The 15,522-nt window shown below is 57.3% G+C and carries 15 protein-coding genes and 1 other RNA gene; 8 read left to right on the top strand and 8 right to left on the bottom strand.

Annotation, left to right across the window (positions count from 1 at the left end; genetic code table 11):
- Positions 1 to 99: non-coding RNA, RtT sRNA (locus ACCC84_RS19830), on the top strand; the annotation flags it as partial.
- An 87-nt stretch (positions 100 to 186) separates the two neighbouring features.
- Here ACCC84_RS19830 and ACCC84_RS19835 read toward each other — a convergent pair.
- The 3 genes from ACCC84_RS19835 to ACCC84_RS19845 are packed head-to-tail and all read right to left on the bottom strand — an operon-like array spanning position 187 to position 2,824.
- On the bottom strand, positions 187 to 1,476 hold the full coding sequence (locus ACCC84_RS19835) for a CitMHS family transporter (protein WP_004957347.1): 1,290 nt from the start codon (positions 1,474 to 1,476) through the stop codon (positions 187 to 189).
- A gap of 50 nt (positions 1,477 to 1,526) precedes the next feature.
- On the bottom strand, positions 1,527 to 2,471 hold the full coding sequence (locus tag ACCC84_RS19840) for an alpha/beta hydrolase (protein WP_004957349.1): 945 nt from the start codon (positions 2,469 to 2,471) through the stop codon (positions 1,527 to 1,529).
- A 14-nt stretch (positions 2,472 to 2,485) separates the two neighbouring features.
- Entirely contained in the window at positions 2,486 to 2,824 is a 339-nt protein-coding gene (locus tag ACCC84_RS19845; protein ID WP_039991523.1) for a hypothetical protein, read from the bottom strand.
- A gap of 99 nt (positions 2,825 to 2,923) precedes the next feature.
- On the opposite strand from ACCC84_RS19845, the gene ACCC84_RS19850 reads away from it, so the two are divergent.
- Positions 2,924 to 3,910: a LysR family transcriptional regulator gene (locus tag ACCC84_RS19850; RefSeq protein WP_371902192.1), complete on the top strand. Its 987-nt coding sequence runs from the start codon at positions 2,924 to 2,926 to the stop codon at positions 3,908 to 3,910.
- A 595-nt stretch (positions 3,911 to 4,505) separates the two neighbouring features.
- Here the strand turns inward: ACCC84_RS19850 and hemY are convergent.
- The 4 genes from hemY to hemC all read right to left on the bottom strand — a co-directional run bounded on the left by hemY (position 4,506) and on the right by hemC (position 8,594).
- Positions 4,506 to 5,699 carry a protoheme IX biogenesis protein HemY gene (hemY, locus tag ACCC84_RS19855; protein WP_004957355.1) on the bottom strand — a complete coding sequence of 398 codons (1,194 nt, stop codon included), beginning with the start codon at positions 5,697 to 5,699 and terminating at the stop codon, positions 4,506 to 4,508.
- Between the two features lie 3 nt (positions 5,700 to 5,702).
- Positions 5,703 to 6,827 carry a uroporphyrinogen-III C-methyltransferase gene (hemX, locus tag ACCC84_RS19860; RefSeq protein WP_039991525.1) on the bottom strand — a complete coding sequence of 375 codons (1,125 nt, stop codon included), beginning with the start codon at positions 6,825 to 6,827 and terminating at the stop codon, positions 5,703 to 5,705.
- A 91-nt stretch (positions 6,828 to 6,918) separates the two neighbouring features.
- Positions 6,919 to 7,656, bottom strand: coding sequence for a uroporphyrinogen-III synthase (gene hemD / locus ACCC84_RS19865; RefSeq protein ID WP_004957359.1), 738 nt, complete (start codon positions 7,654 to 7,656; stop codon positions 6,919 to 6,921).
- Positions 7,653 to 8,594 (bottom strand): hydroxymethylbilane synthase, encoded by a 942-nt coding sequence (gene hemC / locus ACCC84_RS19870; RefSeq protein ID WP_004957362.1) that lies wholly within the window; start codon positions 8,592 to 8,594, stop codon positions 7,653 to 7,655. The genes hemD and hemC overlap by 4 nt, the downstream gene beginning before the upstream one ends.
- Before the next feature lie 315 nt (positions 8,595 to 8,909).
- Here hemC and ACCC84_RS19875 point away from each other — a divergent pair, with 315 nt between their 5' ends.
- On the top strand, positions 8,910 to 11,465 hold the full coding sequence (locus ACCC84_RS19875) for a class I adenylate cyclase (RefSeq protein ID WP_004957365.1): 2,556 nt from the start codon (positions 8,910 to 8,912) through the stop codon (positions 11,463 to 11,465).
- Positions 11,466 to 11,519: 54 nt separating this feature from the next.
- Here ACCC84_RS19875 and cyaY read toward each other — a convergent pair whose 3' ends face one another.
- Positions 11,520 to 11,840, bottom strand: a complete 321-nt coding sequence (gene cyaY, locus ACCC84_RS19880) for an iron donor protein CyaY (protein ID WP_004957367.1) — start codon at positions 11,838 to 11,840, stop codon at positions 11,520 to 11,522.
- Between the two features lie 79 nt (positions 11,841 to 11,919).
- On the opposite strand from cyaY, the gene lptM reads away from it, so the two are divergent.
- The 5 genes from lptM to yigB all read left to right on the top strand — a co-directional run bounded on the left by lptM (position 11,920) and on the right by yigB (position 15,480).
- The gene (gene lptM / locus ACCC84_RS19885) at positions 11,920 to 12,126 is read left to right on the top strand and encodes an LPS translocon maturation chaperone LptM (RefSeq protein ID WP_310648681.1); all 207 of its coding nucleotides are present in this window, start codon (positions 11,920 to 11,922) and stop codon (positions 12,124 to 12,126) included.
- A 201-nt stretch (positions 12,127 to 12,327) separates the two neighbouring features.
- The gene (gene dapF, locus ACCC84_RS19890; protein WP_004957382.1) at positions 12,328 to 13,152 is read left to right on the top strand and encodes a diaminopimelate epimerase; all 825 of its coding nucleotides are present in this window, start codon (positions 12,328 to 12,330) and stop codon (positions 13,150 to 13,152) included.
- Positions 13,149 to 13,853 (top strand): DUF484 domain-containing protein, encoded by a 705-nt coding sequence (locus ACCC84_RS19895; protein ID WP_004957385.1) that lies wholly within the window; start codon positions 13,149 to 13,151, stop codon positions 13,851 to 13,853. The genes dapF and ACCC84_RS19895 overlap by 4 nt, the downstream gene beginning before the upstream one ends.
- Complete coding sequence (gene xerC, locus ACCC84_RS19900; protein WP_198773606.1) at positions 13,850 to 14,764, top strand: tyrosine recombinase XerC; 915 nt, start codon at positions 13,850 to 13,852, stop codon at positions 14,762 to 14,764. Before ACCC84_RS19895 ends, xerC begins: the two co-directional genes overlap by 4 nt.
- On the top strand, positions 14,764 to 15,480 hold the full coding sequence (gene yigB, locus ACCC84_RS19905) for a 5-amino-6-(5-phospho-D-ribitylamino)uracil phosphatase YigB (protein ID WP_004957389.1): 717 nt from the start codon (positions 14,764 to 14,766) through the stop codon (positions 15,478 to 15,480). The genes xerC and yigB overlap by 1 nt, the downstream gene beginning before the upstream one ends.
- The last annotated feature ends 42 nt before the right edge of the window (positions 15,481 to 15,522 follow it).

Genomic DNA, 15,522 nt, shown 5'->3' on the forward strand with positions numbered 1-15,522 from the left:
CCGAAGGAGGTTTGAGCCGAGCGCAGCGAGACCACGTTGCTTTAGCAACGGCCCGTAGGGCAAGCATCGCAGATGCGCGTAATCCTCTCTCGCCAACCATCATTCGAAAAACCTGCTTTTTAAAGCAGGTTTTTTTCGTCTGTAGTTTATCTTGAACCAAGCCCGGTAGCGGCGTTGGCCGTTGGGTCACTGCGGTAGACCGACAGCGCCAATCAATACCGCCATCGCCAACATCAGTAATGCTACGCACCAGATAGCCAGCAGTGAATGGCGGATATGCCTGCCAAGATCGATGCCGCTTAGACTGGCCAGTAGCCAGGCGCTGCCGACCATCGGGCTGATGGAGAAACCGACGTTTTCTCCCAGCATCATGGCTCGGGCGGCAAAGGCGGGATCGATACCGTGCGCCTCGCCGATCGACATTACCACCGGCAGAATACCGAAATACCAGGGATCCGCACCGAACATCATTCCCAGCGGCAAGGCGAACACGCCAAGCAACAGGTAAAGGTAGCGGGACAGCGTTTCCGGCAATAGGGCGATTGCCTGATTGGTCACCTGTTCGAGCATGCCGCTGTGGGTCAGCACACCAAGAAACACCGCTGCGCTAAATAAAACGGTCGCCAGCAACAATGCTTCACCGGCATTCTGACGAATACTCAGCAGCTGCGTTTTCGCATCGGGATAGTTGATTGCTAACGCCAATGCCAGGGCGATCAGGAAAATGAACAGGCTTGGCAGGCCGCTGGCCAATAGTAAAACAATCATGACCAGCGTCAGCAGCGCATTGCTCCAATAGCGCCAGCGCGGTGGCGCGGTATTGGGCACGCCTGCGTTTTCTGTGGTCAGTCCCGGTGTGACAACCGGCTTAACACGCGGCGTTTTGCTCAATATCCATGCCATTACCAGACAACAACCCAGGCCAAACAGCTGAACTGGCCACAGGGGTTGCCAGAGTGTGATGGGGTCGATATTGACCACGCTTGCGGCACGCAGCACCGGCGCGGTCCACGGCACCATATTCATGATGCCGGCGGTGCAGCCGGTCAGCAGTGTCAAATGCAGTAGATTTAGGCCAAGCCGTTGGTAAACCGGCAGAAAAGCGGTGATGGTAATCAGATAGGTGGTCGCGCCGGCGCCGTCCAGATGCGCCAGTGCGGTGACCAGAACGTTGATCATCATAATGCGTGTCGGGCTATTGCCCGCCAACTGCAGTAACTTCTCCACCAGCGGGGTAAACAGCCCTTGTGCGTTCATGATGCTGAAATACAGGATAGCGCAGATGAACAGCGCGACCACCGGTGCCAGTGTCACGATCCCCTTGCTAATGAACCCCTGGATTTGCCCGATGGGAAAACCGGCGAGCATTGCAGCGATGATCGGCACCAGGATCAGGGTGACGACCGGTGAAACACGCCCGCTCATCAACAGGATGACGCAAAGCAGTACGGTACATACGGCGATGATGCCGATCATGATTAATCCCTCTTATCATTATTATTCTCGCGATGGTTCTGCCGGCGGCGTTAGAGCGTAAGCAGCCAGGTTGTGACTTCCGTCAGGAGTTGTTGCGCATTATTGTCCAGCATCAGGAAGTGTGAGTTACCGTGGATACCGCGTTGTGGCAGGTCGATTTCATCAACCCGAATACCACGGCGGCGCAACTTGGCTAAATGGTTCGCCACCGTGCTGCGATAGTCTTGCCACACGGCATGTTGATCGAAATGATCGCCCCACAGCACCAGGTGCGGGGGAATCGCGTGGTTCAAGTCAGCGCACTGCGGCGCACCGGAAGGTTCCAATGCCACCACCGCCAGCACGCTCTGCGGGCGTTGAACGGCCATCTGCAGTGCAAAACCACCGCCTTGACTGTGGCCGATGATGATACAGGGGCCGCCGATGCTATCCAGCAGGGCATGATAGGCCGACAGCGTAATGGCTTCGTGACCGCTCCAGCGCGGTACCCATTGGCAGGCAAAATAATCAAAGACGTGCAGCGGAAAACGACTATCGCCGAATGCCTGGCGCTGTTGCGGATCCTGGTGATAACCGTCGCTGGGGCCAATGCGGAACATCTGCCAGGCCTCATTTTTGGTACGGAACAGCGGCGGCTGCGGCCAGACTTCTGGCACTGGGCTCCAGCCGGAGCGGCCGCGTTCGACCGCGTCGCAGAGATACAGGTTCCATCCCTGTTGCAATAGCCACTGTAGCCAGCCAGGGCGGCCATCTGGCGTGCTTTCCCAATTGGCACCGGTCATTCCTCCACCATGCCATAGCAAAATCGGGATACTGGAGCAGGGGTGGTTTTGTATAAATGCCTGCACATACATTTGGCCGCTGACGATGTCACCATTCATGTCGATTTCACGCTCGGCGGCACCTTGTGCCAATCGTTGTCGGCGTCGCGGTTGGTTACGCAACCTGATGTCGTTTCCGCCGACGAAGAAGCTGCGGATTTCTTTCAGATCCATCTTTTCTCTCCCGATCAGTTTTTGGCATAAAGCGCGTTATTGGCCAGTGGAAAGCAGCGGATTCTCGGAGTCGCCAGGTGGTAATGCCGATCGATGATCCGTTCCAGTTCCTGCATGAAGGTCGCCATCAGCGCCTGGTCGCGATGCGGTTGCTGACGGTATTTCACCTCGGCGTACAGCGGACTGCCGAGTAATGGTTGGCAAGCGAGCAGCATTTGGATCTGTACCTTGTCGGTTTCGGCGTCGAGCAGCTCAACGCACAGGTCGCGACACGCCTGCTGCAAGCGAGAGTGACTGTCGACGGGGTGTTGCTGGTACCAGCTTGGCGAAAGATGGAAGGTGATGACAGGCATGGCAACTCCTTGTGCACTGGATAAAAAATAAACGGTTGTGCATCCAATGTAGATGGAGTTATTTTTGTTTAAAATCGCAAAATTTCGCACCATTGATGCATGAAACACAAAAATTACGATATCCATCAGCTACGCGCTTTTCTCGAGGTCGCGCGATATGGCAGTTTCCAACAGGCGGCGTGTAGCCTGTCGTTGTCGCCTTCGGCACTTAGCCGGCGCATTGCCAGTCTGGAAGCCGAGCTGGAGGCGCCGCTGTTTGCGCGTACCACCCGTTCGGTACTGTTGACCAGTGCCGGACATAGCTTGCAGCAAGAAGCATTGCCCTTGTTGCAGGCGTTGGATAACTGTACTCAGCAGGTGGCATGGCAAGCGCAGGGATACGGCGGCAAACTGGCGGTGTCGTGTATCAGCAGCGCCGCGTTTGCCTTATTTCCCCAGGCGCTGAGGCTCTTCCGCCAGCGCTACCCCAATATGCGTATCGAATTGCATGATGACACTGGCCTGCGGGTACAGCAGCAGGTGTTGGCGGGCAACGTCGCGTTTGGCCTGACGACGCTATGTCACCGCAGTAACGATCTCTATGCCGAAGCGCTGCTGGCCGATCCTTACGTCGTTATGGTGCCGCAGCAACATCCCTGGCGTAGCCGCTCTCAGGTGACCTGGCATGAATTACCGCTTATTTCGGCATTGGGCTGGCCATTGGTGGGGTTACGCCAGAGCAGCGCCAATCGCCGGCAAATTGACGAAGTGCTGCATGCCTGCGGCATCAGTGCGCCATGGTTCGATGAAGTCGAACATTTATCATCAATCCTGGGGTTGTTACGCTGTGGCGGAAGCGTGGTGGTGATGCCACGTCTGGCCATTGAGCTGTGCGGTGAGTGGGGATTGGTATGCTTGCCGCTGGTGGAGCCGCGTATGGTGCGCACCATCGCTTTGATACGGCGCCAGGAGGCGGTGTTATCCCATTGCGAACAGGCATTGTGGTCGTTGCTCGGCGAGCAACTGCAGCAGTTACAGCGCAGCTGGTTGCAACAGCAGGTGATACAGCCGTCGGATGTCGGTAATCTGCGACAGCCGACGGGATGATTGTCGCCAGTAAGAGACATATAACCTGCTGAAAATTAAGGTATAAAATAACTTTACCTTAAGTCGTCGTTTTTAGGCGACAGTTGGCATCGGCGGCGAAACGGCGGGGTAGGCGGGTCAAACGCCGGCGGAAACGGAAGGGAAGAATAAAATCCTTTTCCATTCAAACGATTAATGGCGATTTTATCGGCTTGGCGGAGCAATAATGCGAAGTTGGCACGCCAAGTGCAATACCTATAGCGTAGATGCTCATTCCACCTCTTATGTTCGCCACATGGCCTCATAAACCCTGGGAATGACGCAGAGCCGATTTAGGGTGCCTATTGCCCACCAGAACGATGAATACATCGCTTGCGATGCGGACATCACACTGCGGGCATAACGTTGAGTGAGGCACCACCCCTGTTGTCCAAGACCTGATTGCTTCTTTATACACTTGTCGTTACGGCAAGTGTTTTTTTTTCTGCATCCTTCACGCCGCCTATTTATTGGCTACGTCTCTCACGTATCACGATGGTAAATGATTCGCAGCCCCAGACCACGGCGAAAAAAAAGCGTGACCAGAGGTCACGCCTTGTGAATCAACCGTTGTGGCTTACTCGCCGTTCTGCTTGAGCGTGAGCATCAGCCCTTCGCGGCGCATCTGGGCGGCTTCTTCCGAGCGGTGGAGTTTCTCCAGCACGTCTGCCAGCCAGGCGTAATCGTAAGCGTCCGGCCGTTGCTTCAGCGCTTCGCGGAACGCGTCGCTGGCCTGCTGCCATTCGCCATGCTTTATCAACAGCTGACCCAGGGTGCTGTTCAGCAGCGGCGTTGCACCATGTTGTTTGATCTGCTGACGCAGCGCCTTTTCCAACTGTTGCGCATTACCAGACTTGATGCGTGGGATCAGCAGCACCAAACGCTCGTCATACTGACGCTTCAGGCTATCGATGACGATCTCCTGCGCCATGTCATGATCGTTGCATTCGATCAGGTGTTCCACCATCGCTATCTGCAACGGCACCTCGTGGCGGGTCTTGCGGCTTTGGTCTTTCCACCAACGCTTCAGGCCTTCGCTGCCTTCATCCGCCATCGCCTGATTCATCAGGCCGATATAAGCCTGTTGCTGCAACGCCTGCAATTGTTCTTCGCTATGCAGATTGATTTTGCTCATCGACGGCAGTATTTCCAGCAGTGACGCATAGCCGCCGGTACGCAGGTAGGCCTGCTCCGCCAGCCGCAGCACTTCCGGATGACGCGGCGCCTGGTTCAGCAGGCGATCGACGCCGTGGCGTGCGGCATGCGCTTCGCCCTGCGCCAGCTGAATACGCACCCGCGTGATGTCTACCGGCAGTTGGTCGGTATCCGCCGCTTCGGCCGCGCGCTCCAGGTATTGGTTGGTACGGAAATCGTCACCGCGTTGCTGCGCCGCTTCGGCCGCCAGCAGGTAGTTTACTACCGGCTGTTCTGCATGATCGGCATTGCGCGTCAGCAGTTTTTCAACCTGTTTGTAATCTCCCTCTGCCAGTTTGATCAACGCGGCTTTGGTTTGCTTGCGTGCACGGCTGCGCTTACGACCAAGGAACCAGCCGCGGGTGCGCGCGCCGGTACGGAAAATGCGCCGCAGGATCCATTCGATGACCAACAGCACCACGAACAGCAAAATCCCCATGATCGCCAGGCCGGTGACGCTGGTTTCAATATTGTAATTATCGGTCTGGATCAGCACGTAGCCTTGATGGCCGGCCAGCATCGGCCCCACCACCACGCTGGCGATCAACACCAGGAACAGGAATAACACGCGTAACATGGCTTATCCCTCCTGGTGAGTGGCAGCACCTTGCGCCAACAGATTACGTACCCGGCTCTGCATCAGTTTTTCCAGCAGCGGCTGGCTCTTCAGCTGTTGTGGTACGTCCATGGACACCGGTTGCTGACTCAGCGCGTCCAGCTCTTCAAGGAAGGCCTTGGTCGCCGGGTCGGTGGTGTCGAAGTAGGCGCGAACCCAGGTGGAGATGGTTTCCAGCGACTGTTTATAGGTTTCGTTCTGATGGCGCGGCACCGCCTGGGCGGCCACCAGCAGGCGTGAACGGATATTTTCACGCAGGTAGATATCCTGGTTGGGTGCCAGCAGTGGCTCGGCGCTGGTATCACGGCGGCGAATGGTAATAAAGTCGGCCATAAAGTTATGCCAGCTTTTGCTCAGATTCTGCCGCCATTCGCTCAATGAGCTGGACAGCTCGGTGCTGTCTTCATCCATCGGCGCTTCGTCACTGTCGTTATCCGCCAGGCGCAGGTTATCCACCTGATTGGACAACTGATTGACCTTCAGAATAATGCCGTCGAAATCCACCTGTGAAACGGTAGACAGCGTGCTGACGTCTTCAGTGATGGCGCGACGCACCTCGAGCAGGCTGGGATCGTTCATGTCTGCCAGGCTGGCGTCGGCGCTCTTTAGCAGCGCGGCGGCGGTGGTGATATCCTGATCGCTCCACAGTTTGCGGCCGGCCATTTTCACCAGGAAGTCGGCCTGCGCCAACAGCCAGGTTTTGGCGTCGCTACCTGAAATGGTCGCGACTTTTTCCTGTAATTCGGTCAACTGGCGCGCCAGCGAGTTTTGTTCGCGGTCGGCAGCATCAAGGGTTTTTCCCTGCTGCTGCAACAGACCTTCCAACGCGTTTTTTTCCTGCTGCTGGCTCTGTTTGAGTGCGCTCAGCTGTTGTTGCAGGGTCTGGTTGGCGGCGATCAGCGCCTGTGCCTGCTGGTGCGTATGGTAATAACCGCCGGCGCCCAGCGCGATTACCAGCACGATGGCGATAGCACCAAGCAGTGGGCCGCTATTTTTGCCCTTGCGGCTATCAGCCTCTGGCTGCTGGGGGCTCTCAACCGCACGGGCTGGCTCTTCAACCGGGGCGGATGGGGTATTTTGTTCCGTCATAGTGGCACATCCCATAGTCAGGTTTATTGTTGTCTTCTGTGTTGCTTCAAGCCGCATCCATGCGGCCGCGATGCTACTCGAACTGTTTAGGCTACAGCGCGCGAATCAACGCGTCATTATCGGCATTCTCGGCGACCCGAATGGTGCTCCAGCCCAGATCCCGGGCCTGGGTCGCCAGGCGTTCGCTCACTACTATCAGCCGGCAGCGCAGTAGCCACGACGCGCGATAGTAATCAGGAACCAGATTATAGAGCTGTTGTAACATTTCGCCGCTGGTGACGACCAGCGTATCAACCCCGGCGCGTTGCCAGTGAGCGCTTTGCTCGGCGCCGTCATAATGCACCGGGCTGCGTTGATAACATTCATAATAGCTGACGTTGGCGCCGCGTTCGCGCAATGTATCGCCCAACAGTTCACGGCCGCCATTGCCGCGCAGAATCATCGCCTGCTTGCCGTCGAGCTTTTGCAAGGCCGGTAATAATAGCAGCGTTTCGCTGATCTGGCGCTCTTGCGGGAATTCTACCGGCAGGCTGGTAATGCGGTGCAAGGCCAGCGCGGTGTTACGACCAATGGCGTAATAGCGTGGTTTGGTCGGCCAAGGCAACCCGGCACGCCCCATCACCGAATTGGCGTAGTTCACCGAGTGCTGCGACAGCACAAAGACCAGGTCGCCCTCGCGCTGTTGCTGCAACGCCTGCGGCAGAATCGGCAGATCGCCACCGGGGGCGAAGTCAATCAGCGGCGCATGATAGGCAACCCGTCCGAGTACGCGCAGGCGGCTCACCAACTGTTCGCCAAACGGGGAAGGGCGGGTTACCAGGATCGTCATGCCGGGGGATTCCCTTGATAAACGTCACGCAGAATATCGCGGGCGCCCTTGGCCAGCAGTTCTTCCGCCAGCTCGATGCCCATGTGTTCGGCCTGTGCCGCCGGGCCACGGCGTTCGCCGCGCACCATCAGACTGCCGTCCGGCGCGCCGACCAGTGCGCGTAGCCACAGCGTATCGCCGTCCAGCTCGGCATAGCTGCCGATTGGCACCTGGCACCCGCCTTCCAGCCGGGTGTTCATGGCGCGTTCCGCCCGCACTCGGGTGGCGGTGAGTTCATGATTCAACGGGGCCAGCAGGGCGCGGGTCACCGCGTCGTCAAGCCGGCATTCAATGCCTACCGCACCCTGACCGACCGCCGGCAGGGATTCTTCCGGGCTCATCGGGCTGCGAATGCGCTGCTCAAGGCCCAGGCGCTTCAGCCCGGCCACCGCCAGAATGATGGCGTCATAATCGCCGTTATCCAGTTTGGCCAGGCGGGTGCCGACGTTGCCGCGCAGATCGCGCACCAGCAGATCGGGGCGACGCTGGCGCAACTGGCATTGGCGGCGCAGGCTGGATGTGCCGACCACGCTGCCCTGCGGCAGTTGATCGAGGGAAGCGAAACGGTTTGATACAAATGCATCGCGCGGATCGTCGCGCTCACAAATGGTCACCAGGCCGAGCCCGGCGGGAAACTCCACCGGCACGTCTTTCATCGAGTGCACGGCGATGTCGGCTCTGCCTTCCAGCAGCGCCAGCTCAAGCTCTTTGACAAACAGACCCTTACCGCCGACCTTCGCCAGTGGCGTATCCAGAATGATGTCGCCGCGCGTGACCATCGGCACCAGCTCGACCTGCAAATCAGGATGACTTGCCATCAGGCGCTGTTGCACATAATGTGCTTGCCAGAGCGCGAGTGGGCTTTGTCGGGTGGCAATTCGAATAATTTTGTCTAACATGCTTGTTACCGTTTTAATATTTCGCCGTCCATCCTACCACCGAGGATGAAAACTGTCAGTGTAAGAAGCCACAGGCGAAGAAAGGACAACGGAATCAAAGGGAGGTGGATGAAATTTAGGGGCAGTTGACACTGCGGGTAATCGTTTAGAAAAGCGCTACAATAAGTGTGTCGCGTTAGCTTCTTTACGGTCAATCAGCAAGGTGTTAAATTGATCACGTTTCCAGCAATAAGTTGTCAAATATTCTTCTAAACCTAACGACGCTTATGGAATACGGGTTTTTTTCCAAGCACCGGGATAATCAGGCGAGACGTCTTGTACCTCTACATCGAGACACTGAAACAAAGACTGGATGCGATCAACCAACTACGTGTCGATCGTGCCCTGGCGGCAATGAAACCTGCTTTTCAACGGGTCTACGGTCTGCTGCCTACTTTATTGCATCACCATCACCCACTGATGCCGGGCTACCTGAATGGTAACGTTCCCCACGGCATCTGTCTGTATACGCCCGACGAAAGCCAACAGCATTATCTCAACGATCTGGAAGACAAATGGGGCAGCCCGTTTGCCAAGCCTGTCAGCGGTGAACTGCCGATCACCGGCGTATATTCGATGGGCAGCACTTCATCGATCGGCCAGAGTTGCAGCTCGGATCTCGACATCTGGGTATGCCACCAGTCCTGGCTCGATAATGAAGAGCGTAACCGGCTCCAGCAAAAATGCAGCCTGCTGGAGAAGTGGGCGGCATCGATGGGCGTGGAAGTCAGCTTCTTCCTGATTGATGAAAACAGATTCCGCCATAATGAAAGCGGCAACCTGGGCGGCGAAGACTGCGGTTCTACCCAGCATATCCTGTTGCTCGACGAATTCTATCGCACCGCGGTGCGCCTGGCCGGCAAGCGTATTCTATGGAATATGGTGCCGTGCGAAGAAGAAGCCCATTACGATGAATACGTTTTGTCGCTGTATGCCCAGGGGGCATTAACGCCGAACGAATGGCTGGATCTGGGCGGCCTGAGCACCCTGTCGGCGGAAGAATACTTTGGCGCCAGCCTGTGGCAACTGTATAAAAGCATCGACTCGCCGTACAAGGCGGTGTTGAAAACGCTGTTGCTGGAAGCCTACTCCTGGGAATATCCCAATACGCAACTGCTGGCAACGCATATCAAGCAGCGGCTGCATCAAGGTGAAATCGTCTGTTTCGGCCTTGACTCCTATTGCATGATGCTGGAACGCGTTACGCATTATCTCACGCAAATCAACGATACCACCCGCCTCGATCTGGTACGCCGCTGTTTCTATCTCAAAGTCTGTGAAAAGCTGTCGCAGGCCAAAACCAGCGTCGGTTGGCGGCGTGAAATACTCGGCCAGCTGGTCAGCGAATGGGGCTGGGATGACGCCCGTCTGGAAATGCTGGATAACCGCGCCAACTGGAAGATCGAACGGGTGCGTGAAGCACACAACGAACTGCTTGATGCGATGATGCAGAGCTATCGCAATCTGATTCGTTTCGCGCGTCGCAACAACCTGAGCGTCAGCGCCAGCCCGCAGGATATCGGCGTGCTGACTCGCAAGCTGTATGCCGCGTTTGAAGCGCTGCCGGGCAAGGTGACGCTGGTTAACCCGCAGATTTCTCCGGACCTGTCGGAAAGCGATTTGACCTTTATTCATGTGCCGATTGGCCGTGCCAACCGCACCGGTTGGTACCTGTACAATCAGGCGCCGGCCATGGATTCGATCGTCAGCCATCAGCCATTGGAATATAACCGCTACCTGAACAAGCTGGTGGCCTGGGCGTACTTCAATGGCTTACTGACTTCCCGCACCCGACTGCATATCAAAAGCGGCAATCTCTGTGACACCGCCAAGCTGCAGGAACTGGTGGCCGACGTCTCGCACAGCTTCCCGCTGCGCCTGCCGGCACCGACGCCAAAGGCGCTGTACAGCCCGTGCGAAATTCGCCATTTGGCGATTATCGTCAATCTGGAAAACGATCCGACCGCCGCGTTCCGCAATCAGGTGGTGCACTTCGATTTCCGCAAGCTTGACGTATTCAGCTTTGGCCAGCAGCAGCAATGTCTGGTGGGCAGTATCGATCTGCTGTACCGCAATTCATGGAACGAGGTGCGTACGCTGCATTTCAGCGGTGAGCAGTCGGTGCTGGAGGCGTTGAAAACCATTCTGGGTAAAATGCATCAGGATGCGGCGCCGCCGGAATCGGTGGAGGTGTTCTGTTACAGCCAGCATTTGCGTGGCCTGATCCGCACCCGTATTCAGCAGTTGGTAACCGAATGCATCGAGCTGCGGCTTTCCAGCACCCGCCTGGAGCCAGGGCGCTTCAAGGCGGTGCGGGTTGCCGGTCAGACCTGGGGGCTGTTCTTCGAACGGTTAAGCGTATCGGTGCAAAAACTGGAAAACGCGGTGGAATTTTATGGCGCGATTTCCAACAACAAGCTGCACGGCCTGTCGATCAAGGTTGAAACCGATCAGGTGCATCTGCCGCCGGTGGTCGATGGCTTCGCCAGCGAAGGCATCATCCAGTTCTTCTTCGAAGACACCACCGATGATAAAGGCTTCAACATCTATATTCTGGATGAGTCGAATCGGGTTGAGGTCTACCACCACTGTGAAGGCAGCAAAGAGGAGCTGGTGCGTGACGTTAGCCGCTTCTATTCGTCCTCACACGATCGCTTTACCTACGGTTCCAGCTTTATCAACTTCAACCTGCCGCAGTTCTATCAGATCGTGCAGATCGATGACCGCACGCAGGTGATCCCTTTCCGCAGCAGCACCCTGTCGAGCCTGTGCATCACGGTGCCCGATGGCAGTGCGCCGCAGCCGCTAAAACAGCAGTATCAACTGCATTGACTCCGCGGGAACAGGGCAGCATTTACGCCACCCTGTTCCCCACGGCCAGTGCAATCAGGCGAAGCGCACCGACTCCCCGGCCTGCGTGCTGGCGGCTTCGTTCAGCAACGCATAAAACGACTGGCCGCTGCGATCGCAGATCCAGTCGCCGTCGCGGTAGTTAAAGTGATAACCGCCGGCCTTGGTCGCCAGCCAGACCTGGTGCAACGGCTCTTGGCGGTTGATGACGATTTTGGTGCCGTTTTCGAAACTTAGCGTCATCACGCCGCCGTTGGTTTCGTAATCGATGTCGGCATCGCCATCGAAATCATCCAGCGTCTCTTCGATATTAAGCATCAGTTGGTCAGCCAACTGGTGAAACTCACTGTCGTTCATATTCAATTCCTATTGCTTTTCATGATCCATCTACCGATTATAGAGAGCTTGGATGCATGGATTACAGGCATTAATGCAAATGAAAAAACAACTACGCTATGCGCTGCTGGCAGTGACGCTCGCCGGGCTTTCCGGTTGCGGTCTGAAAGGGCCGCTGTACTTCCCACCGGCCGATCCGGCAACGCAAAAACCGGCCACGCCGCCGGTGACGACTGGCGATCACGTACAGAAGAACCAGCAGGATCTTTCTGGTTCACAGCAAAAACCGTCGATGAGCGCAGAGTAACGCGATGCGCGGTGCCGGGCGCTAGCACACAGTGTATACCCAAAAGAAGGCAAGTTGCAGCGCGGCGGTGGCGCGGTGGCAAATCGGTCGCAGACCGGCGTGAGCAAGGCTGGCGCTGGCCATGTGGCCAGGGAGCGTAGGCTAGCGGCAAGGCGGCTTGCAGTATGATGGGCAGAGCGCGTCCAGATAGCGGAGTATGATATGCAGTTCTCCAAAATGCACGGTCTGGGCAACGACTTTATGATGGTCGATGCCGTAACACAGAATGTCTATTTCTCACCTGAGCTGATCCGCCGGCTGGCCGATCGGCATTTAGGCATCGGTTTTGACCAGCTACTGGTGGTGGAACCGCCATACGATCCGGAGCTCGATTTCCACTACCGCATTTTTAATGCCGACGGCAGTGAAGTGGCGCAGTGCGGCAACGGTGCGCGCTGTTTTGCCCGCTTCGTGCGTCTCAAGGGGCTGACCAACAAACGCGATATTCGCGTCAGCACCCAAACCGGCCGCATGGTATTGAGCGTGACCGACGACGATCTGGTGTGCGTCAACATGGGCGAACCGAATTTTGATCCCCAGACGGTGCCGTTTCGCGCCGCCAAGGCGGAAAAAACCTACATCATGCGCGCTGCGGAACACACGGTGTTGGCCGGCGTGGTATCGATGGGCAATCCACATTGTGTTTTGCAGGTAGATGATGTAAAAACCGCCAAAGTAGAATTGCTTGGCCCGGTGCTGGAAAGCCACGAACGTTTTCCTGAGCGCGCCAATATCGGTTTCATGCAGGTGGTCAGTCGCGATCGCATCAAGCTGCGCGTTTACGAGCGCGGTGCCGGTGAAACGCAGGCCTGCGGCAGCGGCGCTTGTGCCGCCGTGGCAGTAGGGATTCAACAGGAATTGCTGTCAGAAGAGGTACATGTAGAACTGCCGGGTGGCAGCCTGCATATACGTTGGAAAGGGCCGGGTACGCCGCTGTTTATGACCGGTCCGGCAACCCATGTTTATGACGGATTTATTCATTTATGAAAAGCGTTGAGGACCAGGCCGTCGAGGCCATTGAGCTTGATGACGACGCCGTAATGCAGTACCTGCGGCAAAATCCCGATTTCTTTATCCGCAATGCGCGGCAGGTGGAGCAGATGCGCGTGCCGCATCCGGTGCGCGGTACCGTGTCGCTGGTGGAATGGCACCTGGCGCGTCAGCGTAACCACATCAATCGGCTGGAAGAAGAAATCACCCTGCTGATGGAGCAGGCCAGCGCCAATGAAACCCTGTTTGGCAGTCTGTTGCATCTGCAGGCCAATCTGGCGACCGCCGACAGTCTGCAAGACCTGCTCAACCGCCTGCAACGCTGGGCGCGTGGCTTCGGTCTGGCTGGGGCCAATATCCGCCTGTTCAACGACAGCTGGAACATCGGTGCGCCGTCGGACTTCACCCACCTGGGCCTGTCGCGTTCGGCGTTTGAACCGCTGCGTATCCAGCGCCTGGGGGATGAACATCATTTTCTTGGCAGCCTGAACGGCCCTGAGCTGCTGCTGCTGTTGCCACAGGCCAAGCAGGTGGGTTCGGTGGCCCTGTCGCTACTGGGCGCCAACGGCGATCTGGGCATGGTGATATTCAGCAGTCGCGATACGCAGCATTATCAAGCCGGCATGGGCACCGTGATGCTCAATCAGCTGGCGCGCATGTTGCCGGAACTACTGGAACGCTGGATCGAACGCGCATGACTCCGCCGCTAGCGGCCAGCCTGCAACCGCCGGTTGACGCTTTTCTGCGTTATCTCAAGGTCGAACGTCAGCTCAGTCCGCTGACGCAAATCAGCTACTCTCGCCAGTTACAGGCGCTAATGGCGCTGGCAGCCGAACTGGGCGTCAGCGAATGGCGTCAGTTGGACGCCGCTACCGTACGTCAACTGGCGGCGCGCAGCAAACGCGCCGGCCTGCAATCTTCCAGTCTGGCGTTACGGCTTTCCGCGCTGCGCAGCTTCCTCGACTGGCTGGTCAGCCAGGGGCAGATAGTCGCCAACCCGGCCAAGGGCATCCGCACGCCGCGTAGCGGCCGTCATTTACCCAAAAACATCGACGTTGATGAAATGGGCCAACTGTTGGAGATCGATCTAAACGATCCGCTGGCGGTGCGCGATCGCGCCATGTTGGAAGTGATGTACGGCGCCGGGCTGCGTCTGTCCGAACTGGTCGGGCTGGATTGTCGCCACGTCGATATGGCCGCCGGCGAAGTCTGGGTAATGGGTAAGGGGAGCAAAGAACGCAAACTGCCGATTGGCCGCACGGCGGTGACCTGGCTGGGACACTGGCTGGCGCTGCGTGAGCTGTTCGCACCGGGCGACGATGCCATGTTTCTGTCCAATCAGGGCAAGCGTATTTCACCGCGCAACGTGCAAAAGCGCTTTGCCGAGTGGGGCGTCAAGCAGGGCGTCAGTAGCCATATTCATCCGCACAAGCTGCGCCACTCGTTTGCCACCCATATGCTGGAGTCGAGCGGCGATCTGCGCGCGGTGCAGGAATTGCTGGGCCATGCCAACCTGACCACCACCCAAATCTATACCCACCTCGACTTTCAACATCTGGCCAACGTGTATGATGCGGCACATCCACGCGCCAAACGGGGGAAATCCTGATGCATTTTTACCGCCCGCTGCGCCAGTTGGCGGCGTTGACCTTCGATCTGGACGATACCTTATACGATAATCGCCCGGTGATTAAGCAGACCGAGCAGCAATCGGTGGCCTTTTTGCAGGACTATCACCCGGGATTGAGCCACTTCCAGTCGGCGGATTTTCACCGTCTGCGCATGGAACTGCGCGAGCAGGATCCGGAAATTTACCACGACGTTACTCAATGGCGCTGGCGTGCGATCCATCTGGCGCTGACCCGGCAGGGGCTGCGCGATGCCGAAGCCGCACTGGGCGCCGACGCGGCAATGCAGAACTTCGCGTTGTGGCGTAGCCGCATCGACGTACCGGCATCGACCCACCAGACGCTGCAAGCGCTCGCTGAACGCTATCCGTTGGTGGCTATCACCAATGGCAATGCCGATCCGGCGCTGTGCGGGCTGGACGGTTACTTTAGCTTCGTGCTGCGCTCCGGGCCGGATGGCCGCGCCAAGCCCTATCAGGATATGTACCATCTGGCTGCTGAACGGCTGAAGGTTGCGCCAGCGGCAATTTTGCACGTCGGTGATGACCTGACCACCGACGTTGCCGGTGCGCTGCGCTCGGGCTTGCAGGCCTGCTGGATCAACGATCGGCAGCGCAACCTGATGCAGGCGGCTGACAGTCGCCTATTGCCACATATTGAGATTTCGCAGTTGGCATCGCTGACAGCATTGTTATAATCCCTGCCAGAACTCTGTATAAATTCCCAGTGGAAACCGGCG

Source organism: Serratia odorifera (assembly GCF_041448735.1).
GTDB lineage: Bacteria > Pseudomonadota > Gammaproteobacteria > Enterobacterales > Enterobacteriaceae > Serratia_F > Serratia_F odorifera.

Bases quoted from the DNA above. Each gene is read 5' to 3' on its own strand.
- ACCC84_RS19835 (WP_004957347.1), bottom strand. From the start codon at position 1,476: ATGATCGGCATCATCGCCGTATGTACCGTACTGCTTTGCGTCATCCTG.
- ACCC84_RS19840 (WP_004957349.1), bottom strand. From the start codon at position 2,471: ATGGATCTGAAAGAAATCCGCAGCTTCTTCGTCGGCGGAAACGACATC.
- ACCC84_RS19845 (WP_039991523.1), bottom strand. From the start codon at position 2,824: ATGCCTGTCATCACCTTCCATCTTTCGCCAAGCTGGTACCAGCAACAC.
- ACCC84_RS19850 (WP_371902192.1), top strand. From the start codon at position 2,924: ATGAAACACAAAAATTACGATATCCATCAGCTACGCGCTTTTCTCGAG.
- hemY (WP_004957355.1), bottom strand. From the start codon at position 5,699: ATGTTACGCGTGTTATTCCTGTTCCTGGTGTTGATCGCCAGCGTGGTG.
- hemX (WP_039991525.1), bottom strand. From the start codon at position 6,827: ATGACGGAACAAAATACCCCATCCGCCCCGGTTGAAGAGCCAGCCCGT.
- hemD (WP_004957359.1), bottom strand. From the start codon at position 7,656: ATGACGATCCTGGTAACCCGCCCTTCCCCGTTTGGCGAACAGTTGGTG.
- hemC (WP_004957362.1), bottom strand. From the start codon at position 8,594: ATGTTAGACAAAATTATTCGAATTGCCACCCGACAAAGCCCACTCGCG.
- cyaY (WP_004957367.1), bottom strand. From the start codon at position 11,840: ATGAACGACAGTGAGTTTCACCAGTTGGCTGACCAACTGATGCTTAAT.
- lptM (WP_310648681.1), top strand. From the start codon at position 11,920: ATGAAAAAACAACTACGCTATGCGCTGCTGGCAGTGACGCTCGCCGGG.
- dapF (WP_004957382.1), top strand. From the start codon at position 12,328: ATGCAGTTCTCCAAAATGCACGGTCTGGGCAACGACTTTATGATGGTC.
- ACCC84_RS19895 (WP_004957385.1), top strand. From the start codon at position 13,149: ATGAAAAGCGTTGAGGACCAGGCCGTCGAGGCCATTGAGCTTGATGAC.
- xerC (WP_198773606.1), top strand. From the start codon at position 13,850: ATGACTCCGCCGCTAGCGGCCAGCCTGCAACCGCCGGTTGACGCTTTT.
- yigB (WP_004957389.1), top strand. From the start codon at position 14,764: ATGCATTTTTACCGCCCGCTGCGCCAGTTGGCGGCGTTGACCTTCGAT.